Source organism: Streptomyces sp. NPDC048171, assembly GCF_043202655.1.
Classification (GTDB): Bacteria; Actinomycetota; Actinomycetes; order Streptomycetales; family Streptomycetaceae; genus Streptomyces.
The window spans coordinates 471,722-492,100 of the sequence record NZ_JBIDAU010000005.1 but is presented as its reverse complement, the minus strand read 5'-3'; the positions used below and the strand labels follow the sequence as shown (position 1 = coordinate 492,100).

At 71.8% G+C, this 20,379-nt stretch carries 20 protein-coding genes and 1 tRNA gene; 9 read left to right on the top strand and 12 right to left on the bottom strand.

The window, feature by feature from the left end; genetic code table 11:
- Positions 1-246: 246 nt before the first annotated feature.
- Positions 247-921: a Crp/Fnr family transcriptional regulator gene (locus ACGF3J_RS16870; RefSeq protein WP_122616797.1), complete on the top strand. Its 675-nt coding sequence runs from the start codon at positions 247-249 to the stop codon at positions 919-921.
- 19 nt (positions 922-940) lie between these two features.
- Here the strand turns inward: ACGF3J_RS16870 and ACGF3J_RS16865 are convergent, their stop codons facing one another.
- The 5 genes from ACGF3J_RS16865 to ACGF3J_RS16845 form a co-directional block, all read right to left on the bottom strand.
- Positions 941-1,783, bottom strand: coding sequence for an MBL fold metallo-hydrolase (locus tag ACGF3J_RS16865; protein ID WP_161328751.1), 843 nt, complete (start codon positions 1,781-1,783; stop codon positions 941-943).
- A complete protein-coding gene (locus ACGF3J_RS16860) occupies positions 1,780-2,697 on the bottom strand; it encodes an NUDIX hydrolase (protein WP_393854233.1) in 918 nt (305 codons plus the stop codon). Before ACGF3J_RS16860 ends, ACGF3J_RS16865 begins: the two co-directional genes overlap by 4 nt.
- 72 nt (positions 2,698-2,769) lie before the next feature.
- On the bottom strand, positions 2,770-3,780 hold the full coding sequence (locus ACGF3J_RS16855; RefSeq protein WP_393854232.1) for an alpha/beta fold hydrolase: 1,011 nt from the start codon (positions 3,778-3,780) through the stop codon (positions 2,770-2,772).
- A 161-nt stretch (positions 3,781-3,941) separates the two neighbouring features.
- Positions 3,942-4,409, bottom strand: a complete 468-nt coding sequence (locus ACGF3J_RS16850) for a RidA family protein (protein ID WP_393854231.1) — start codon at positions 4,407-4,409, stop codon at positions 3,942-3,944.
- Complete coding sequence (locus ACGF3J_RS16845; RefSeq protein ID WP_003975360.1) at positions 4,406-4,567, bottom strand: DUF4177 domain-containing protein; 162 nt, start codon at positions 4,565-4,567, stop codon at positions 4,406-4,408. The genes ACGF3J_RS16850 and ACGF3J_RS16845 overlap by 4 nt, the downstream gene beginning before the upstream one ends.
- Before the next feature lie 107 nt (positions 4,568-4,674).
- On the opposite strand from ACGF3J_RS16845, the gene ACGF3J_RS16840 reads away from it, so the two are divergent.
- Both ACGF3J_RS16840 and ACGF3J_RS16835 read left to right on the top strand, forming a co-directional pair.
- A complete protein-coding gene (locus tag ACGF3J_RS16840) occupies positions 4,675-5,652 on the top strand; it encodes an ArsA family ATPase (protein ID WP_393854230.1) in 978 nt (325 codons plus the stop codon).
- Positions 5,649-7,040: an ArsA family ATPase gene (locus tag ACGF3J_RS16835; RefSeq protein ID WP_393854229.1), complete on the top strand. Its 1,392-nt coding sequence runs from the start codon at positions 5,649-5,651 to the stop codon at positions 7,038-7,040. The genes ACGF3J_RS16840 and ACGF3J_RS16835 overlap by 4 nt, the downstream gene beginning before the upstream one ends.
- A gap of 36 nt (positions 7,041-7,076) precedes the next feature.
- On the opposite strand, the gene wblA is transcribed toward ACGF3J_RS16835, so the two are convergent.
- Positions 7,077-7,415 (bottom strand): transcriptional regulator WblA, encoded by a 339-nt coding sequence (gene wblA, locus ACGF3J_RS16830; protein WP_064729040.1) that lies wholly within the window; start codon positions 7,413-7,415, stop codon positions 7,077-7,079.
- Positions 7,416-7,875: 460 nt separating this feature from the next.
- On the opposite strand from wblA, the gene ACGF3J_RS16825 reads away from it, so the two are divergent.
- A complete protein-coding gene (locus tag ACGF3J_RS16825; protein ID WP_393854228.1) occupies positions 7,876-10,170 on the top strand; it encodes a transglycosylase domain-containing protein in 2,295 nt (764 codons plus the stop codon).
- Positions 10,171-10,256: 86 nt separating this feature from the next.
- On the opposite strand, the gene ACGF3J_RS16820 is transcribed toward ACGF3J_RS16825, so the two are convergent.
- Positions 10,257-10,721, bottom strand: a complete 465-nt coding sequence (locus ACGF3J_RS16820) for a GatB/YqeY domain-containing protein (protein ID WP_125493024.1) — start codon at positions 10,719-10,721, stop codon at positions 10,257-10,259.
- A gap of 130 nt (positions 10,722-10,851) precedes the next feature.
- Here ACGF3J_RS16820 and ACGF3J_RS16815 point away from each other — a divergent pair, with 130 nt between their 5' ends.
- The 3 genes from ACGF3J_RS16815 (at position 10,852) to ACGF3J_RS16805 (ending at position 12,806) form a co-directional block, all read left to right on the top strand.
- A complete protein-coding gene (locus ACGF3J_RS16815) occupies positions 10,852-11,781 on the top strand; it encodes a metallophosphoesterase (RefSeq protein WP_393854227.1) in 930 nt (309 codons plus the stop codon).
- Positions 11,782-11,915: 134 nt separating this feature from the next.
- Positions 11,916-12,665 carry a Pr6Pr family membrane protein gene (locus ACGF3J_RS16810; RefSeq protein ID WP_393854226.1) on the top strand — a complete coding sequence of 250 codons (750 nt, stop codon included), beginning with the start codon at positions 11,916-11,918 and terminating at the stop codon, positions 12,663-12,665.
- Between the two features lie 67 nt (positions 12,666-12,732).
- Positions 12,733-12,806, top strand: a tRNA-Pro gene (locus ACGF3J_RS16805).
- A 77-nt stretch (positions 12,807-12,883) separates the two neighbouring features.
- Here ACGF3J_RS16805 and ACGF3J_RS16800 read toward each other — a convergent pair.
- The 3 genes from ACGF3J_RS16800 to ACGF3J_RS16790 all read right to left on the bottom strand — a co-directional run bounded on the left by ACGF3J_RS16800 (position 12,884) and on the right by ACGF3J_RS16790 (position 15,241).
- Complete coding sequence (locus ACGF3J_RS16800; RefSeq protein WP_161332514.1) at positions 12,884-13,471, bottom strand: class IV adenylate cyclase; 588 nt, start codon at positions 13,469-13,471, stop codon at positions 12,884-12,886.
- 114 nt (positions 13,472-13,585) lie between these two features.
- Entirely contained in the window at positions 13,586-14,806 is a 1,221-nt protein-coding gene (locus tag ACGF3J_RS16795; RefSeq protein ID WP_346346332.1) for a cation:proton antiporter, read from the bottom strand.
- Positions 14,807-14,959: 153 nt separating this feature from the next.
- On the bottom strand, positions 14,960-15,241 hold the full coding sequence (locus ACGF3J_RS16790) for a DUF3040 domain-containing protein (protein WP_346346333.1): 282 nt from the start codon (positions 15,239-15,241) through the stop codon (positions 14,960-14,962).
- A gap of 289 nt (positions 15,242-15,530) precedes the next feature.
- Here ACGF3J_RS16790 and ACGF3J_RS16785 point away from each other — a divergent pair, with 289 nt between their 5' ends.
- Positions 15,531-15,839, top strand: a complete 309-nt coding sequence (locus ACGF3J_RS16785; protein WP_161332515.1) for a zinc-ribbon domain-containing protein — start codon at positions 15,531-15,533, stop codon at positions 15,837-15,839.
- Positions 15,840-15,916: 77 nt separating this feature from the next.
- Here the strand turns inward: ACGF3J_RS16785 and ACGF3J_RS16780 are convergent, their stop codons facing one another.
- On the bottom strand, positions 15,917-17,467 hold the full coding sequence (locus ACGF3J_RS16780) for a flotillin family protein (RefSeq protein ID WP_202559071.1): 1,551 nt from the start codon (positions 17,465-17,467) through the stop codon (positions 15,917-15,919).
- Between the two features lie 66 nt (positions 17,468-17,533).
- Positions 17,534-18,043 carry an NfeD family protein gene (locus ACGF3J_RS16775; protein WP_161332516.1) on the bottom strand — a complete coding sequence of 170 codons (510 nt, stop codon included), beginning with the start codon at positions 18,041-18,043 and terminating at the stop codon, positions 17,534-17,536.
- A 233-nt stretch (positions 18,044-18,276) separates the two neighbouring features.
- Between ACGF3J_RS16775 and ACGF3J_RS16770 the strand changes: the two genes are divergently transcribed.
- Positions 18,277-20,199: an NAD(P)-binding protein gene (locus ACGF3J_RS16770; protein WP_161332524.1), complete on the top strand. Its 1,923-nt coding sequence runs from the start codon at positions 18,277-18,279 to the stop codon at positions 20,197-20,199.
- The last annotated feature ends 180 nt before the right edge of the window (positions 20,200-20,379 follow it).

The window sequence follows — 20,379 nt, the reverse complement described above, 5'->3', positions numbered from 1 at the left end:
AACCCCCTCGGCCTGTGCTCTCACCGGCGATTTGGACACCCGGCCAGCCTACGGCCCGGCACCGACATCCGCCCCGGACCCCGAAGATCGACGTCCAATCGGACCCCTGCCGCGTACCCCGGGACACCAGTGCGGCATCCTTGTGACAGATCACACTGTTTGGACTGTCCGGCAAAATGGGCACCACGGACCCCTGGTACACCGGGGGAACAAGATCCTCTGAGCCGGTCGACAAGGAGAGAACTCGTGGACGACGTTCTGCGGCGCAACCCGCTCTTCGCGGCGCTCGACGACGAGCAATCCTCGGAGCTCCGCGCCTCCATGAGTGAGGTGACCCTCGCCCGCGGCGACACCCTGTTCCACGAGGGGGACCCCGGAGACCGCCTCTACGTGGTCACGGAAGGCAAGGTCAAGCTCCACCGCACGTCCCCCGACGGGCGCGAGAACATGCTGGCCGTGGTCGGCCCCAGCGAGCTGATCGGTGAGCTGTCGCTCTTCGACCCGGGCCCGCGCACCGCGACCGGCACCGCGCTGACCGAGGTCAAGCTGCTGGCCCTCGGCCACGGCGACCTGCAGCCCTGGCTGAACGTCCGCCCCGAGGTGGCCACCGCCCTGCTGCGCGCCGTCGCCCGCCGCCTGCGCAAGACCAACGACGCCATGTCGGACCTGGTCTTCTCGGACGTCCCCGGCCGCGTCGCCCGCGCTCTGCTGGACCTCTCCCGCCGGTTCGGCGTGCAGTCCGAGGAGGGCATCCACGTCGTGCACGACCTGACGCAGGAGGAGCTGGCCCAGCTGGTCGGCGCGTCCCGCGAGACGGTCAACAAGGCCCTGGCGGACTTCGCGCAGCGCGGCTGGCTCCGCCTGGAGGCCCGCGCGGTGATCCTGCTGGACGTGGAGCGGCTCGCCAAGCGCTCGCGCTGAGCCGCCCCTGGTCCCTTCGTCAGCCGAGTCGCTGGATGAGCCCGTGCTCGTCCAGGTACTCGAGCTGCGCCCGCACCGAGAGCTCCGCCGCCGGCCACAGGGACCGGTCGACGTCCGCGTACACGTGGGTGACGACCTCGCCCGGCGTCCGGTGACCGTTCTCCACCGCCGTCTCGACCTGGGCGAGGCGGTGGGCGCGGTGCGCGAGGTAGAACTCCACGGCGCCCTGGGCGTCCTCCAGGACCGGCCCGTGCCCCGGCAGCACCGTGTGCACCCCGTCGTCGGCCGTGAGCGACCTGAGCCGGCGCAGCGAGTCCAGGTAGTCCCCGAGACGGCCGTCCGGGTGGGCCACCACCGTCGTACCGCGCCCCAGGATCGTGTCGCCTGTCAGGACCGCGCGGTCGGCCGGGAGATGGAAGCACAGCGAGTCCGCCGTGTGCCCGGGCGTCGGTACGACCCTCAGCTCCAGGCCGCCGACGCCGACCACGTCGCCCGCCGCCAGCCCCTCGTCGCCCAGCCGCAGGGCCGGGTCCAGCGCCCGGACGTTCGTGCCCGTCAGCTCGGCGAAGCGCGCGGCGCCCTCCGCGTGGTCCGGGTGACCGTGCGTCAGGAGGGTCAGCGCGACGCGCTTGCCCGCGCGGGCGGCCGTGTCCACGACGTTCCGCAGGTGGACGTCGTCCAGTGGGCCGGGGTCGACCACGACGGCCAGGTCGGAGTCGGGTTCGGCGAGGATCCAGGTATTCGTGCCGTCCAGCGTCATGGCGGAGGGATTGGGCGCCAGGACGTTCACCGCGCGTGCGGTGGCCGGCCCGGAGAGGACGCCGCCCCTCGGCTGGCCGGGCAGTGCTGCTGCGTCCGTCATGCGGTGGCTCCCCCGGTCGGGTCGGAAGGTGTCGCGGACGTCGGCGCCGTACTCGGCACGTGCTTGGTGAACTCCTCGTGCCCCGGCCAGGAGAGGACCACCTCGTCGCCCTCCAGCCGCGCCCGTGCGAGCACCGGGGTCATGTCGCGGCCCGGGGCCGACGCCAGCGCCTCGGCCGGCGTACGGCAGGCCGCGAGCCCGCGCAGGGTCGCGACGGTCGGCGGCATCATCAGCAGCTCGCCCTTGTCGTACCCGGCCGTCGCCTCCGCCGGCGTGATCCACACCGTGCGGTCGGCCTCCGTGGAGGCGTTGCGGGTGCGCTGCCCCTCGGGGAGCACGGCCACGAAGAACCAGGTGTCGTAGCGCCGGGACTCGAACTCCGGGGTGATCCAGCGGGCCCAGGCGCCCAGCAGGTCGGAGCGCAGGACCAGGCCCCGGCGGTCCAGGAACTCCGCGAAGGACAGCTCGCGGGCGACCAGGGCGGCGCGGTCCGCCTCCCAGTCGGCGCCGGTCGTGTCGCCGGCCACCGAGTCGCCGGTCGGTCCGGCGAGCAGGACGCCCGCCTCCTCGTACGTCTCCCGCACGGCCGCGCAGACGATCGCCTGGGCGCCCGCCTCGTCGACGCCGAGCCGGTCCGCCCACCACGCGCGCGTGGGGCCCGCCCAGCCGATGGCGCGGTCGTCGTCGCGCGGGTCGACGCCGCCGCCCGGGTAGGCGTACGCGCCCCCGGCGAACGCCATGGAGGTGCGGCGGCGCAGCATGTGGACGGCCGTACCGGCGCCGGTGTCCTTGAGGAGCATGACCGTGGCAGCGCGTCTCGGGGCGACCGGGGTGAGGGTGCCGGCCGCCAGCGCGCGGATGCGGTCCGGCCACTCGGGTGGGTACCACTGCCCGTTCGCCTGCGGATTCGCCATGGCCGGAGGCTATCCGGTGACGGGCGGATGTTCGAGTGGTCCCAGGGGTGGGGCGGGCCTCAGGGACGGACGTCAGCCGGGGAGGGCGGCCAGCCACTCGGTGAGCAGCCGGTTCGTCTCGTCGGGGCGCTCCTGCTGGAGCCAGTGCCCGCAGCCGTCCAGCAGGTGCGAGGCGCTGAGACCCGGCAGGGTCGTGGGGTACGCCTCGATCGCGTCGGACAGCCAGGTCGTGGAGGCGTCCAGGGCGCCGCCTAGGAACAGGGCGGGCCGGGTGACCGGGGCGCCCTGGTGTTCCGCCAGGTCCTCCCAGTCGCGGTCCATGTTCCGGTAGCGGTTGAGGGCGCCGGTCAGGCCGGTGCGCTCGAACTCCGCGGCGTAGACGTCCAGCTCCTCCTCGGTCAGCCAGGAGGGCAGCCGCCCGGCGGCCGGGAACCGGTCGCGCAGTCTGCCGCCGGGGGCGACGAAGTGCGGGTCGGGGGCTTCGGGCGGGGGCATGGTGTCGGCGGAGAGGGCGGCGTAGAAGCCGGCCAGCCAGCCGCGCACGTCGGGTTCGATCTCCGCCTCGGCGCGTCCGGGCTCCTGGAAGTAGGAGACGTAGAACTCCTGCCCGGCGAAGGGGCCTGAGGGGCCGCTCATCCCCGCGAAGACGTCGCTGGGCCGCGGGCCGCCCGGCGGCGTGTACGGCACGCTGAGCAGACCCACCGCGCGGAACACGTCGGGCCGCAGCAGCGCCGAGTGCGCGGCGATGTTCGCGCCCCAGTCGTGGCCGACGACGACGGCGGAGCGCTCCCCCAGGGCCTCCACGACGGCGACGTTGTCCGCCACGAGGTCCAGCATCCGGTACGCCTCGACCGCCTCTGGCCGCGAGGAGCGCCCGTAGCCGCGTACGTCGATCGCGACGGCCCGGAAACCGGCGGCGGCCAGCGCGGGCAGCTGGCGGCGCCAGGAGTACCAGGACTCGGGGAAACCGTGGACCAGCAGGACCAAGGGCCCGCTGCCCTGCTCCACCAGGTGGATCCGCCCGGCGGGCGAGGCCACCAGACGGTGGACCCACTGATCGTTCACGGACGACGACTGCGACACGACTCCTCCTGACACGTACGGCCGAACGACCGGGCCCGGATTCACGGCCCGGTCTCCGGGTCCGATCCTGCGGGTGGCAGGTGAGCGAGGCGAGGATTGTTGCCGGGGTGGCAAAGAGGTGCGCAAGACACCGTCACGCCACCCCCGCGGATCGCGGCCGGCTACGCCTGGACCAGCTCCACCTGGATCTCGACCTCGACCGGTGCGTCCAGGGGCAGGACCGCCACGCCGACCGCGCTGCGGGCGTGGACGCCCTTGTCGCCCAGGGCCGCGCCGAGCAGCTCGCTGGCGCCGTTGATCACGCCGGGCTGGCCCGTGAAGTCGGACGCGGAGGCCACGAAGCCGACGACCTTCACCACGCGCGCGATGCGGTCGAGGTCACCGGCGACGGACTTCACGGCGGCCAGGGCGTTCAGCGCGCAGGTGCGGGCGAGTTCCTTGGCCTCCTCGGCGGTGACCTCCGCACCGACCTTGCCGGTGACCGGAAGCGTGCCGTCCACCATCGGCAGCTGGCCGGAGGTGTAGACGTACGGCCCGGACTGCACGGCCGGCTGGTAGGCGGCCAGCGGCGGGACGACCTCGGGCAGGGTCAGCCCGAGCTCGGCCAGCTTCGCCTCGACGGCGCTCATGCCTGCTTCTCCCGCTTCAGGTAGGCGACGAGCTGCTCGGGGTTGTTCGGCCCGGGCACGACCTGGACGAGCTCCCAGCCGTCCTCGCCCCAGGTGTCCAGAATCTGCTTCGTGGCATGGACGAGCAGCGGCACGGTTGCGTATTCCCACTTGGTCATGCGGCCGACTCTAGCCGCTGCCCGGAACCCCCTTCGCAGGCCGACCACGGCGACGTTGTCCACAGCCTCCGGAGTACTCGGCGCGCGGACTGGTTACGCTCGAATACGTGAGCAGGCTCCAGGTCGTCAGCGGCAAGGGCGGAACCGGTAAGACCACGGTGGCCGCCGCCCTCGCGCTGGCCCTCGCCACCGAGGGGAAGCGCACGCTTCTCGTCGAGGTCGAGGGCCGCCAGGGCATCGCGCAGCTCTTCGAGACGGAGGCGCTGCCTTATGAGGAGCGGAAGATCGCCGTCGCTCCAGGGGGCGGGGAGGTGTACGCCCTCGCCATCGACGCCGAACTGGCGTTGTTGGACTACCTCCAGATGTTCTACAAGCTGGGCAGCGCCGGCCGCGCCCTGAAGAAGCTCGGCGCGATCGACTTCGCGACCACCATCGCGCCGGGGGTCAGGGACGTACTCCTGACCGGCAAGGCGTGCGAGGCGGTCCGCCGCAAGGACAAAAGCGGACGTTTCCTCTACGACTACGTCATCATGGACGCCCCGCCGACCGGCCGCATCACCCGGTTCCTCAACGTGAACGACGAGGTGGCGGGCCTCGCGAAGGTCGGCCCGATACACAATCAGGCGCAGGCCGTGATGCGGGTGCTGAAGTCGCGGGAAACGGCCGTGCACCTGGTGACGCTGCTGGAGGAGATGCCCGTCCAGGAGACCGCCGATGGCATCGCCGAGCTGCGCGCGGCACGCCTCCCGGTGGGCCGGGTCGTCGTCAACATGGTCCGGCCCGAGGTACTGGACGCCACCGACCTGGAGCTCGTACGGAGCACCCCGCGCGGGGCGCTGGCGCGGTCCCTGTCCGGCGCCGGGCTCGGCGGGGCACGGCGGGGCGGGCATGCCGAGCGGCTGGTGGACCCGTTGCTGGCGCAGGCCGAGGAGTACGCCGAGCGGTACACGCTGGAGCAGGAGCAGCGGTCCGTCCTGACCGACCTCGACCTGCCGCTGCACGAGCTGCCACTGCTCGCCGAGGGCATGGACGTCGCGGGCCTGTACGAACTCGCCACCGAGCTGCGGAAGCAGGGGATCGCATGAGTCCGGACCCGGCCGCCCGGCCCCAGGAGGGCGCGCGGCGCCTCTCCCACGCGCGCGTACTCGACGTCGACCCGCTGCTGGAGGACCCGAAGACCCGCATCGTGGTGTGCTGCGGCGCGGGCGGGGTCGGCAAGACGACCACCGCGGCGGCCCTGGGCCTGCGCGCGGCCGAGCGGGGCCGCAAGGTGGTCGTCCTGACCATCGACCCGGCCCGGCGGCTCGCCCAGTCGATGGGCATCGACTCGCTGGACAACACGCCGCGCCGGGTGAAGGGCGTCGACGACTCGGCGGGCGGTGAGCTGCACGCCATGATGCTCGACATGAAGCGCACCTTCGACGAGATCGTCGAGGCGCACGCGGATCCCGAGCGGGCGGCGGCGATCCTGGGCAACCCCTTCTACGCGTCACTCTCGGCGGGCTTCGCGGGCACGCAGGAGTACATGGCGATGGAGAAGCTGGGGCAGCTGCGGGCCAGGGACGAGTGGGACCTCATCGTCGTCGACACGCCGCCGTCCCGTTCGGCCCTGGACTTCCTGGACGCCCCCAAGCGCCTCGGGTCCTTCCTGGACGGCAAGCTGATCCGCGTCCTGCTGGCACCCGCGAAGGTCGGCGGCCGGGCCGGCATGAAGTTCCTCAACGTCGGCATGTCGATGATGACCGGCGTCCTGGGGAAGGTGCTGGGCGGGCAGTTCCTGAAGGACGTGCAGACCTTCGTGGCGGCGATGGACTCCATGTTCGGCGGTTTCCGTACGCGCGCGGACGCGACGTACAAGCTCCTCCAGGCCCCCGGCACGGCGTTCCTCGTGGTCGCGGCCCCGGAGCGGGACGCGCTGCGCGAGGCCGCGTACTTCGTGGAGCGGCTGGCGGCCGAGGACATGCCGCTGGCCGGCCTGGTGCTCAACAGGGTCCACGGCAGCGGCGCCGACCGGCTGTCCGCCGAGCGGGCGCTCGCCGCCGCGGAAAATCTTGAGGATCCCCGCATTGTGGATCAGAGCGGCGGGAAAGCTGGACTTCGTAACTCTCCCGACACGTACGGAAGTTCAGACACTCACGAGGACGGCGTACCGGACGCGGCGACGCCGGACGCAGCGCCGCCGGATACGGACACACAGGACGCGGACACGCAGGCCCCGGACACGCCGGACGCGGACACACCGGAGCGGTCGGTGGACCAGCTGGCCTCGGGTCTGCTGAGGCTGCATGCGGACCGGATGCAGCTGCTCGCCCGCGAGCAGCGCACACGCGACCGCTTCACCGCGCGTCATCCCGAGGTGGCGGTCACCGAAGTGGCCGCACTGCCCGGTGACGTGCACGACCTCGCCGGCCTGCGGGACATCGGGGTCCGTCTCGCGACGGTCCACCCCGAGCTGCCGGAGACGGACGTCTGACTCCGACCGGGCGTCCGAGTAGCCCGGAGCGGCGGCTCAGCCCACGGCCATGTAGTTCTCGTACACCTCGTCGTCGTCGAGAGGCAGGATGCCGGCCCCCCGCTCGTACTCCGTCCGCGCCGTCTCCAGCAGCCGGCGCCAGGACGTCACGGTGGGCCGCCTGCGCAGCAGTGCGCGGCGCTCCCGCTCCGTCATGCCTCCCCACACGCCGAACTCGACGCGGTTGTCCAGCGCGTCGGCCAGGCACTCGGTCCGCACCGGGCACCCGGTGCACACCGCCTTGGCCCTGTTCTGCGCTGCTCCCTGAACGAACAGTTCGTCCGGATCGGTAGTGCGGCAGGCGGCCTGCGCACTCCAGTCGGTTACCCAGCCCATACCGGCGCCGTCCTCTCCCGAATCGAGGCTCCCCCACGGCGGCAGCGGCATATTCACCGCCGCCAGTTGAGGACGTTACGGAAGGTGGGCACAGCGCAACACCCCCTTCGGGCCCAATCTTGAATGGCCCGAACGGACTATGGGTAAGCGGCAGATCACCCGGGGGAGTGAGCTGGCGACATGCGCGACGATCCCGACATTCGGGTCATCTCTCTTGCGCCACAACGGACACCGATTGACACACAAGGCGGATTCGGACACGCAATCCACACGCCGTGGCACGCGCCGACACACACCAACGCGCCCCCAATGGGGGCCCCTCAGAAAAAAACCGAGCGGATCCGGAACGATTCGGGGTCGCCGGACGTATTGATACGTGGCCGCACTGCTGTGACAGTTGAGTGCAGCTTAGGCCAAGGCATATACGCGTGTCCGGCGAATGAGAACGTAGGCTGCCTCCATGCCAAAGAAGCGCTCGGGCGGTGGTCTGTCGCCAACGCAGCAGGCCGCCAAGTTCCTCGGTGTCAGTGTGCTCGCGGGAGCGGTGCTGGCCGGCATCGCACTGCCCGCCGTAGGCGCGCTGGGGCTGGCGGCCAAGGGTTCGGTGGAGGGCTTCGACGCCCTCCCGGCCAACCTGAAAACTCCCCCGCTGAGCCAGCGCACCGCCATCCTCGACGCCGAGGGCGGCACCATCGCCACGGTCTACTCGCGCGACCGCACGGTGGTCGACCTCAAGGACATGTCGCCGTACATGCAGAAGGCGATCGTCGCGATCGAGGACTCGCGCTTCTACCAGCACGGCGCGATCGACCTCAAGGGCGTCCTGCGCGCGCTCAACAAGAACGCACGCAGCGGCGAGGTCTCCGAGGGCGCGTCCACCCTCACCCAGCAGTACGTCAAGAACGTCTTCGTGGAGGAGGCCGGCGACGACCCGACGAAGGTCGCCCAGGCCACCCAGCAGACCATCGGCCGCAAGATCCAGGAGCTGAAGCTCGCGATCCAGGTCGAGGAGGAGCTGGGCAAGAAGAAGATCCTCGAGAACTACCTGAACATCACCTTCTTCGGCCAGCAGGCGTACGGCGTCGAGGCCGCCGCCCAGCGCTACTTCTCCAAGTCCGCCAAGGACCTCAACATCCAGGAGTCCGCCCTCCTGGCCGGCATCGTCCAGTCGCCCAGCCGGTACGACCCGGTCAACGACGAGGCCGAGGCCACCAAGCGGCGCAACACCGTGCTGACGCGAATGGCCCAGGTCGGCGACATCTCCCAGGCGGAGGCCGACAAGGCGAAGGAAGCCCCGCTCGGGCTGAAGGTCAGCCGGCCCAAGAACGGATGCATCACGGCCGTGAAGAACGCCAGCTTCTTCTGCGACTACGTGCGCGAGGTCTTCCTCAGCGACAAGGTCTTCGGCAAGACCCGCAAGGACCGGGCCAAGATCTGGAACCAGGGCGGCCTGACCATCCGTACGACGATGGACCCGCAGGCCCAGGAATCGGTCCAGCAGTCGCTCAAGGACCACGTCAACAAGTCGGACTCGGTGGCCGCGGCGAGCACGCTGGTCGAGCCCGGCACCGGCAAGATCGTCGCGATGGGCCAGTCGAAGCCGTACGGCTACGGCAAGAACGAGACCGAGTACAACTACTCGGTCGACGCGGCCTACGGCGGCTCCAACTTCGGCTTCCCGACGGGTTCGACGTTCAAGCCGTTCCTGGCGGCCGCGGCGCTGGAGCAGAACGTACCGCCGACGAAGGAGTACTCGTCGCCGTACGACATGGACTACCCGAGCCCCATCCAGACCTGTGACAAGCCCTGGATCAACGACTCGAGCTACCGCGTGGAGAACGAGAACGAGTCGGAGGTCGGTCCGTACCGCCTGAAGGAGGCGATGGCCAAGTCGGTCAACACCTACTTCGTGCAGATGCTCGCCGACATCGGCCTGTGCCCGGTGTCCGAGATGGCGGACAAGCTCGACGTCCACCAGGGCAACGGCGACAAGCTCCCGCAGAACCCCTCCGCCCTCGCCCTCGGCTCGGTCGGTATGTCCCCGCTGACCATGGCGAGCGCCTACGCGACCTTCGCCTCGCGCGGCATGTACTGCACGCCGGTCGCCATCGAGTCGATCACGCAGAAGGTCGGCAACAAGCAGTCGTCGCTCGAGGTGCCGAAGTCCACCTGCTCCCGGGCCATGACGGAGAAGACCGCGGACAGCGTGAACACCCTGCTGCAGGGTGTGGTCGACTCCGGTACGGGTAAGGAGGCCGGCCTCAGCGACCGCGCCAACGCGGGCAAGACCGGTACGACCGACGAGCGGAAGAACGCCTGGTTCGTCGGCTACACGCCGAACATGTCGGGCGCCGTCTGGGTCGGCAGCGCCACCCAGAAGGTCGAGATGAAGAACATCACGATCGGCGGCGTCTACCACCCGCTCGTCTTCGGTGGCGCGGTCCCCGGTCCCATCTGGAAGGACGCCATGACCGGCGCCCTGGCCGGCAAGGACTCCCCCTCCTTCAACCTCGTCGACATCCCGGACGGCGAGAAGGAGAAGGACAGGGACAAGGGCCGTGACGAAGGGGCCGAGGACCCGGGGCAGGACGACGGGAACAACGGCGACGACGACGGCTTCATCGGCGGCCTGATCGACGGCGGCACCGGCAACGGCGGGTCGGACAACGGCGGTGGCGGCAACGGTGGCGGAGACGGCGGTTTCCCCGGGAACCTGATCCAAGGGCCGGGGAACGGGCCGGGCGGACGCGACTGAGGCCGCACGCGTCATGAGTGAGGGCGCCCTCCGCTTTTCGCGGAGGGCGCCCTCACTCGTTCACTCGTTGCGCGCTGGGGCAGGGCTCAGCCGGCGAGCGTCCTCTTGACCGCGGCGGCGACCCGGCCGCCCTCGGCCAGTCCGGCGACCTTCGGGTTGACGATCTTCATGACGGCGCCCATGGCCCGCGGCCCCTCGGCACCGCCCGCCTTCGCCTCCTCGACGGCCTGCGCGACGATCGCGTTCAGCTCGTCGTCCGACAGCTGCTTGGGCAGGTACGCGGCGAGCACCTCGCCCTCCGCCTTCTCCCGCTCGGCGCTCTCGGCGCGACCCCCCTGCGCGAAGGCCTCGGCGGCCTCCCGGCGCTTCTTCGCCTCGCGGGTGATCACCTTCTGCACCTCGTCGTCGGAGAGCTCCCGCTTCTCCTTCCCCGCGACCTCCTCCTTGGTGATCGCGGCGAGCGTCAGCCGGAGCGTCGAGGAGCGCAGCTCGTCACGCTCCTTGATCGCGGCGTTGAGGTCGGCGTGCAGCTTCGACTTGAGCGTGGTCATGGACCTGATTGTCGCAGGTACGGCCGGACGATCGCCCGCCGATTTAACGGCGGGCGCCGATCGGCCCCACGGACGGTCGGCCCGTGGCCCGTGTTCGGCCCATCGCCCGCGCTTCTGACACGATGGACATATGCGCGCGCGATACGGAGTGCCCCTGGGAATCACGGCGGTTGGCGCCGCCGGTCTGGTCTACGCGGCGGGGATCGAGCCCCGCTCGTTCCGCCTCCGGCGGGTGACGGTCCCCGTCCTGCCCGTCGGCATGGGTCCGCTGCGCGTGCTCCAGGTCTCCGACATCCACATGGTCGGCGGCCAGCGCAAGAAGCAGCGCTGGCTGCGCTCCCTGGCCGGGCTGCGCCCCGACTTCGTGATCAACACGGGTGACAACCTGTCCGACCCGGAGGGCGTCCCCGAGGTCCTGGACGCCCTGGGCCCGCTGATGGAGTTCCCGGGCGCCTACGTCTTCGGCTCCAACGACTACTACGGCCCCAAGCTCCGCAATCCCGGCCGGTACCTGACCGAGAAGCTCCAGGGCCGTCACGGCCTCAACGGCAACCCGCCCGCCGTGGGCGTCGTCCACAACCCGTGGGAGGACCTGCGCGACGGCTTCGACGCCGCGGGCTGGCAGAACCTCACGAACACGCGCGGCACGCTCAAGATCGAGGGCACGTCCGTCGAGCTGACCGGCCTCGACGACCCGCACATCAAGCGGGACCGGTACGCGGAGGTCGCGGGCGGCCCGTCCGGCACGGCGGACTTCTCGATGGGCGTGGTGCACGCGCCGTACCTCCGCGTCCTGGACGCCTACGCGGCGGACGGCTACCCCTTGATCCTGGCCGGCCACACGCACGGGGGCCAGCTGTGCATCCCCTTCTACGGCGCGCTGGTCACCAACTGCGACCTGGACACGGACCGCGTGAAGGGCCTGTCCACCCACACCGCGGAGGGCCGCACGTCCTACCTCCACGTCTCCGCGGGCTGCGGCGCGAGCCGCTACACCCCGGTCCGCTTCTTCTGCCCACCGGAGGCGACGCTGCTGACGCTGGTGGCGCGGGGGCGGTAAGGGGGCGCGGCCCGGCCCCGGGAGGGCGGCGGGCGGCCGGTGTACGGGCAGTCGTCGAACGATCGGCGGGCGGCGGGTAACCCACACGGCCCACCCGCATAGCCCGATATGCCCGGTCTGTCTAGCGTGAGGCCATGACAGCCCCGATACCCAGGGACATCCCGGACCTCCCGCCGATCCCGGGTCACCGCGCCCTGCTGCCCACGGTCGTACCGGCGACGGCCGTCGTGACCCCGGTACGCCGCAGGCTGACCGCGGTCTTCCGCCTCCTCACCGCCATGCTGGCGCTGACCGGAGTGACGATCGAGCTGCTCGTGGGCGGCCCGGTCCTGAAGACCCTGAGCCACTTCACGATCCAGAGCGGCCTCCTGCTGGCGCTGGTCATGATCGCGTCCGCCCGCTGCGCCTGGTCCGCCCACCACCCCCTGCCGGGCTCGGTGACGGGCGCGGCCCTGCTCTACGTCGCCACCGCCGGCCTGGTCCACCACCTGCTCCTGACCAACGCGGCGAGCCCATTCGTCGCACCGGACGGCGCCGGCGCGGGCTGGCAGACGGCCGCGACCCACATCCTGCACACGGCGGTCCCGGTCGCCGCGGCCCTGGACTGGCTGCTCCTCACCGTCCCCGGCCGCCTGTACCTGCGCCACGCCCCCACGTGGCTCCTCTACCCCCTGGCCTACCTGGCCTTCACCCTGGCCCGCGGCGAGCTGCTGCTCCCCGGCACCCAGGACCGCTACCTCTACCCCTTCCTCGACGTCGACCAGCACGGCTTCAAGGGAGTCCTGGGCAACGCCCTCCTCGTCGGCCTGGCCCTCTACGCCCTGGCCGTCCTCCTCATCGCCCTCGACCACATCCGCCCGAACCCACTCCGCCGACCCCGCTAAACCGGATTTCGTCTCCGGCCACCGGTGGGCTAAAGTAAACGACGTCGCCGCGACGAGCAGCGACGATCGGGGTGTGGCGCAGCTTGGTAGCGCGCTTCGTTCGGGACGAAGAGGTCGTGGGTTCAAATCCCGCCACCCCGACAGTGAAGTTCCAGGTCAGGGGCCTGATCCGCTCAGCGGGTCGGGCCCCTGAGTGGTTTCCGGGGGCGCCTTCTTGATCAGAGGCGCGGTGCCGCCGAGGAAGTGTCCTCCCGCTGCTCGACGTCGGAGAACAAGAGGGTCGGCTCGGTGAGGATGTCCCGGTCGGCCTCGCTCCGGTAGATCGCGTCGACGCTTCCGAAGCGGGCCTCGGAGTAGTCGAGATCGAGCAGCGCGGCGGCCTGCCGGACCGATGTCTCGTCGGGGCCCTCGATCTCCAGGAAGGTGGGGAGCCCCGGCCAGGTGTCGAAGTCGAAGACGACCTCGCCCAGGCGCCATTCCTCGCGGTAGTTCTCCTGGTAGCGCACCTCAGTGAGGCCGGCGCGGCGCAGGATGTCGGCCGTGGCGTCGAGGTCGGACACCTCGGTCTCGATCTCCTTGGTGCCGTCGATCCTCGTACCGTCGGTGACCTGCTTGAGCGTGAGCGTGGAGCGGGTGCCCTCTTCCCGGAGACGGATCCAGGTCCCGCGCTCGAAGGAGTCGGCCTCGAAGATCCTGCGGGTGAGGAGTGTGCGGGGGAAGGCTTGGGCGGCTCCGAGGGCGGTCAGCCCGGCCTGGAGGGCTGCGGTGTCGATCGCCAGGAACTTCGCCTCGTACTCGTGCTTCACGGTCCTTCTCTCGGTATGGGGGCGGCGGGGCGGTGGACGGTCGGGCTGCACGAGACACCATCGTGGGACGCGATTCCGTCCCGCGACCCATTTTCCGGTCGGCCGACTGTGCGGTCACACGTTGACGGGTGCCGACTCCGGGGGCTTCGGCTCGGCCGCCGACTCGGAGCACTTGCCCCCGGTCCCCGAGGCGACGACCCGCCGGGCCAGCGGTTCGGTGAAGCGGGCCGTCAAGGGGCCCAGTACGACCAGGATGAGGACGTACGCCGTCGCAAGCGGGCCCAGGCGGGGCTCCGTTGCGGTCGCGAGGCCGGCGATGACGATGGAGAACTCGCCCCGGGCGACCAGCGTGCCGCCCGCCCGCCAGCGGCCGCCGCCGCGGATGCCGGCCCTGCGTGCCGCGTACCAGCCGGTGGCGACCTTCGTGAGTGTGGTGACGGTGGCCAGGAGCAGGGCGGGGACCAGGACGGGCGGGATGTCGGCCGGGTCGGTGGACAGGCCGAAGAAGACGAAGAACACGGCGGCGAACAGGTCGCGCAACGGGGTCAGGAGGCTGCTCGCACCCTCGGCGACCTCGCCGGACAGGGCGATGCCCACGAGGAAGGCGCCGACCGCCGCCGAGACCTGGAGCTGCTGGGCGAGGCCCGCCACGAGCAGGGTCAGGCCGAGGACCACCAGCAGGAGCATCTCCGCGCTGTCCGAGGAGACCGCGCGGCTGATCAGCCGGCCGTGCCGGAGCGCCAGGTAGAGGACCGCGCCGACGGTGCCCAGGGAGATCAGCAGGGTGACGGTGCCGCCGGCCAGGCCGACGCCCGCGAGCAGGGCCGTGAGGATCGGCAGGTAGACGGCCATCGCGAGATCCTCGATGACGAGGATGCCGAGCACGACGGGGGTCTCGCGGTTGCCGAGTCTGCCGAGGTCGCCGAGGACCTTGGCGATGACGCCGGACGAGGAGATCCAGGTGACGCCGGCGAGCGCCACGGCGGCCACCGGGCCCCAGCCCAGGATCAGGGCGGCCGCGGCGCCGGGTACGGCGTTGAGGACGAAGTCGACCGCGCCGGAGGGGTATTGGGTCTTGAGGTTGGTGACCAGCTCGGAGGCGCTGTACTCCAGGCCGAGCAGGAGGAGCAGCAGGATGACGCCGATCTCCGCGCCCGTGGCGACGAACTCCTCGCTGGCCTGGAGGGGCAGGACGCCTCCGTGTCCGAAGGCGAGTCCGGCCAGCAGGTAGAGGGGGACGGGTGAGAAGCCCACCCGGCCCGCGAGGCGGCCCAGGAGCCCCAGAGCGAGGATGATCGCTCCCAGTTCGATCAGCATGGCGGTCGTGTCGTGCACGGGCGTCTGTCCTCCGGTCGGATGGGGATCGGTGGCGGCGTCTGTGCGCCTTCTCGGCCGAGGGGCGCGCCGGGGCACGACGTGATCCGGGGGGGGCAAGTGGGCCGTCCGGGTCACGCCGGGATGAAGCAGAGCGAGGTGGAGCCGGACGTGTCAGGCGTCGGACACGCCGTCGCGCTCGCACCGGTTCGGGTCGAGCAGCTCACCGGCCACGCCGGCGAAGACCAGGCCGGCGGCGATGAGCAGTCCGTGGGCCAGCACCAGGCCGGTGGCCAGCGCGCACAGCGCGGCGGCGAGCAGCAGCCAGGCCCGCCCGTACCGGTACTCCCGAGGGCGGCGGGGGCGGCCGTCGGCGAGGGCCCGCGCGAAGTCGGGGTCCTCGCGGTGCAGACGGGACGCGATCTCGCTGAGCTGGTGGTCGTCGGGCACGGGCACGTTGCCCCCCTTCGGCGTCGGTTCGGGCCCGGGGCCGGGGAGTTGACCCCAGCCTCGCCCGCGGCGGATGCCGGGCACCATCGGGATTGGTACCCAAATCCAGCGACGTCGGATGTGTAGGGAAACGTGCAGATCTTGTCGTGTCCATCAAGTTTCACGTGACGTACTCCCGTGCCGGCCCGGGGACCTGGTGCGCCGGGAAGCCGCGGACGGCGGGTGACCTCCGTAGTCTGGGAGAAGATCTGCGTGTCCCGCGCGCTCGCGGGGGCCGACCGGGAAGGACCGCATCGTGATCATCTTCGGTACCAAGGGATACCTCTACCAGCTCGCGATACTGACGCTGGTGTGCGGGCGGTGCGGGAACCCCTCCGCGCACACGCTCAGGAAGCGCGTCAACAAGTTCACGCTGTTCTTCGTGCCGCTGTTCCCGTTCTCGACGAAGTACGCGACACAGTGCACCTTCTGCGGTGCCGAGCAGCAGGTGTCGAAGGAGCAGGCGGAGCAGCTCCAGGCGCAGGGGGGCATGGGCGGCCCCGGTGCCGGCCCCGGCGGGCAGGCGTACGGGGCGTCGCCGCAGCAGCCGTACCAGCAGCCGTGAACCGGGCACCTCGGCCGGCACCCGGCCGTCGGCGGCTCGCGGGGGACGGCCGCAGGCCCTCCCCCGCGCGCGTGCCGTCAGCCCGTGATCTCCACCTTGCCGTTGCGCTGGTCCGGAGTCTCCGGGGTCTCCGGGGCCTTCGGTCCTGACGTGCCGGTGGTGGCCTTCCCCGTGATGCCCTGGAGCAGGGACGCAAGGTCGACGCCGGTGGTGGAGCCGAGCAGTTCCATACCCTGCGCGACGTTGTCGGCGACCGTGCGGGACAGGCGGCTCGCGCCGTCCGTCGAGATCACCGTCATCTTGTCCACGGCCGACAGCGGCTCGGACGCCTTCGCCACCACCTGCGGCAGCACCTCGACCAGCATCTGGAGCACGGCCGCGTCGCCGTACCGGTCGAAGGCGTCGGCCTTCTTCTGCATCGCCTCGGCCTCGGCCGCGCCCTTGGCACCGATCGCGGCGGCCTCCGCGTCGCCCTCCAGCCGCACGGCCTCGGCGATCGCCGCGCGCCGGGAGCGCTCGGCCTCACCCTGCTTGAGGCCCTCGATGGCCTCCGCCTCGGCCAGCGCGCCACGCCGCTGCTTCTCGCCCTCACCGGTGAGCCGGGCCCGCTCGGCCTCCGCCTGGGCGGCGGCGATCCCGGCGGAACGCTCGGCCTCGGCCTGCTTCACCCGCGCCACCCGGCGGGCCTCCGCCTCCTGCTCGGCGGCGTACCGCTGGGCGTCGGCCGGCTTGCGCACCTCGGTGTCGAGCTGGCGGTCCTTCAGCGCGGCCTGCCGCTCGGCGACCTTCTCCTGCTCGGCGAGGATGTCCTGCTGCCGGGCCGCCTCGGCCAGCGGTCCCGCCGCGTTGGCGCGGGCGGACGCCTGGTCGGTCTCGGCCTTGATCTCGGCCTGCTTCAGGTAGAGCGTGCGCTGCGCGACCGCGATCTCCTCCTCGGCCTTCAGCCGCGCCTGCTCGGCCGCCCGCCGGGCCACGGCCTCGGCGATGTCGGCCTCCTGCTTGGCGCGGGCCGCCTCGGGACGGCCGAGGTCCTCCAGGTAGGAGCCCTCGGTGGTGATGTCCTGGATCTGGAAGGCGTCCAGGACCAGGCCCTGCCCGGACAGGCTCGCCTCCGCCTCCTCGGCCACCTGGCCGGCGAACGCGGCCCGGTCCCGGATGACGTCCTCGACCGACATCCGGCCGACGATCGCCCGCAGCGCGCCGGACAGCACCTCCTGGGTGAAGCCGACGATGCCGTCCTGCTGCATCAGGAACCGCTGTGCGGCGGCGCGGATCGCGTCCTCCGTGCCGCCGACCTTGACGATCGCTACACCTTCCAGGTTGGCCTTCACGCCCCGCAGCGTCACCGCGCCGCGCACGGCGACCGGGATGTGCCGGGAGGAGAGGTCGAGCGCGAACCGCTGCTGCACGAACGGCACGACGAACACGCCACCGCCGACCACGACCTTCTGGCCGCTGTTGTCGGTGAACACCCGGCCCGTCTCCGGGTCGGTGGACTTCTTGCCGCGCCGGCCGGTGACGATGAACGCCTCGCTCGGACCAGCCACTTTGTAGCGGCTGACCACCACGAGCGCGAGCAGCACCAGGAGTACGACGACTCCCAGCACCGCGATGACGACAGGACTCATGACAACGCCCCCGAATCACACAGAGATAGAGACAGAGAAGACAGAAATCGGAAGAGACGGAGGTGGTCAGCGGTCCACCGGGCGGACCACGACCGACGTCCCCGTCGGCACCGCCTCGACCCACACCTCGGCGCCTCGCGCCACCGGCACCGCACTGCGCGCCGCGCACTTCAACGGCTGGCCCGCGAGCCGCAGCAGCACCTCGCCGTAGCCCTCCGCCGGGATGGCGGTCACGACCTTGCCGGACGTGCCGAGCAGGTCGTTCGTGCTCGGTGTGACGGCGGTCTGGTCGCGCATCAGCGCACGGCTGAAGCGGTACGTCAGCCAGGCGGCGCCCAGTCCCACGACCGCGCCGGCCGCGGCGGCCCCCGCCGGTCCGGTCCAGCCGGTGCCGAGGGCGATGGCGCCACCGAAGCCGGTCATCGCCACGAATCCGGCGACGACCGGCAGCGACAGCCACCCCTCCAGGACGCCGTCCAGCGCTCCGTCGAGCGCGCCTTCCAGCAGTCCGTCGAAGACCAGCGACAGGGCGAGCAGCACAACCCCCGTGATGCCGATTCCTAGAAACCAGGCCATGTGTGCCGTCCCCCTCCCACCCGTCGCTGAGCTCCGGTGAGAAGAATCCTCACATCCGGCGCCAGGGCGCGTCATTGCCGTGTTCCGGCAATCTTTATGCGTTCTTGATGCCGCCCTCCGCCTCTTCGGGCCCTCCGGGAACCGCGTCCGGCGCCTGTACTGTCCTTCTTCAAATGGGAACTCATACGGGGAGCGTTCCGAATCAGGTTCCGCAGGGCGACGCGTACGCACACATGGTGGTGTGCGGGGACGACGGGCTGGCGCACCGTCTCGCCGCCGAACTGCGCGGCGTCTACCGCGAACAGGTCACCCTCGTCGTCCCGCCCTCCGGGCGCCGGGTGCGGCAGCCGGTGGTCGGACGGGCCCGGGCGGCCTCGGCGGCGCTGCTGGACATGGTCAACGCGGCCGTCAACCGGAGCGGCAACGGCGACCAGGGCGGCGCGGGCCGCGAAGGTGCGGGGCGGGAAGGCGCGGGGCGCGAACTGGAGGCCACCGAGCCGACCGAGGACGTGCTCGCCGACGCCGGCGTGGAGCGGGCCGGCGCGCTGGCGCTGGTGTACGACGACGACGAGACCAACATCCGCGCGGCCCTGACCGCCCGCCGGCTCAACCCCCGGTTGCGGCTGGTGCTGCGCCTGTACAACCGGCGCCTGGGCCAGCACATCGAGGATCTCCTCGACCAGAGCGCCGCGCTGGCGACCGGTGGCGGGGGTGCGCCCGGGTCGGGCGCCGCCGAGCCCTCCACGACCGTGCTGTCCGACGCCGACACGGCCGCGCCCGCGCTGGCCGCCACCGCGCTCGTCGGCACCAGCAAGATCGTGGAGACGGACGGCCTGCTGCTGCGCGCGGTGGAACGGAACCCGCCGCTGCCCGGCCAGGTCGCCGACCCCGGCCTGTGCACCCTCGCGCTGCTCTCCGCGACGAGCAACGACCCGGCCGGGGCGGACGGTTCGGAGGACAGCGGGGAGGGCCCGCAGCTGCTGCCCGACGCGGCGGCGGTCCGGGCGGCGACGGGGCGCGGGACCGTGGCGCTGGAGCAGGTGTCGTACTCCGGACCGTCGCTGCCCGCCGGGCGGGCGGGCGTGCCGCCGTTCGCCGAGTTGTTCTCGCGGCGGCTGCGGTGGTCGCTGGCCGGTCTGGCGGCGTGCGTGGTCGCGCTTGCCGTGGCGCTGATGCTGGTCACGGACGACCATCCGCTGCACGCGACGTACGTGACGCTGCTCGACCTGTTCTCCATCAACGAACCCGCCCACAACGCGGACATCGCCCGTCAGATCCTTCAACTGCTCTCCGGCTTCGTCGGGTTGCTGTTGCTTCCGGTGCTGCTGGCGGCCGTGCTCGAGGCCCTGGGGACCTTCCGCACCGCTACCGCGTTGCGCAAGCCGCCGCGCGGGATCGGCGGGCACGTCGTCCTGCTGGGACTCGGCAAGATCGGCACGCGGGTGCTGACGCGGCTGCGGGAGATGGACATCCCGGTGGTGTGCGTCGAGGCCGACCCCGAGGCGCGGGGGCTGGCGACCGCCCGGCGGCTGCGGGTGCCCGTGGTGCTCGGGGACGTGACGCAGGAGGGGGTGCTGGAGGCCGCGAAGATCCAGCGCGCGCATTCGCTGCTCGCGCTGACGAGTGTGGACACCACCAACCTGGAGGCGGTGCTCTACGGGCGGTCCGTGCGGTCGGGGCTGCGGGTGGTGCTGCGGCTGTACGACGACGACTTCGCGACCGCCGTGTACCGCACTCTGCGCGCCGCTCATCCCGGTGCGCTGACCCGGAGCCGGAGTGTCACGCATCTGGCTGCGCCGTCCTTCGCCGGGGCGATGATGGGGCGTCAGATCCTCGGGGCGATCCCTGTGGAGCGGCGGGTGCTGCTGTTCGCCGCGGTGGAGGTGGCGGGGCATCCGCAGCTGGAGGGGCGGACGGTGGGGGAGGCGTTCCGGGCGGGGGCGTGGCGGGTGCTGGCGCTGGAGGTGGCGGACGGGTCGGCCTCCGGCGAGGGTGAGGCGGATGAGGAGGGCGAGGCGCCTCGGGAGTCCCGGTTGGTGTGGGATCTGCCCGATACGTATGTCCTCCGGGGTGAGGACCGGGTGGTGCTGGCGGCCACGCGGCGGGGGCTGGCGGAGTTGCTGGGGCGGCGCACGCGGGAGCGGTCCCCTGGATAGAGGGTGGGGGCGGGGTGCAGGGGCTCGGCCAATCCAGTCCCGTGGGGGGGGGGGGGGGGGGGGGGGGGGGGGGGGGGGGGGGGCGGCGCGGCGGCGGCGCCGCCCCCCCCCCCCCCCCCCCGCGCGGGCCCGGCGGGCGCGAGCGACGGGGCTAGGACGAAGGCAGCGACCGGGGCCAGG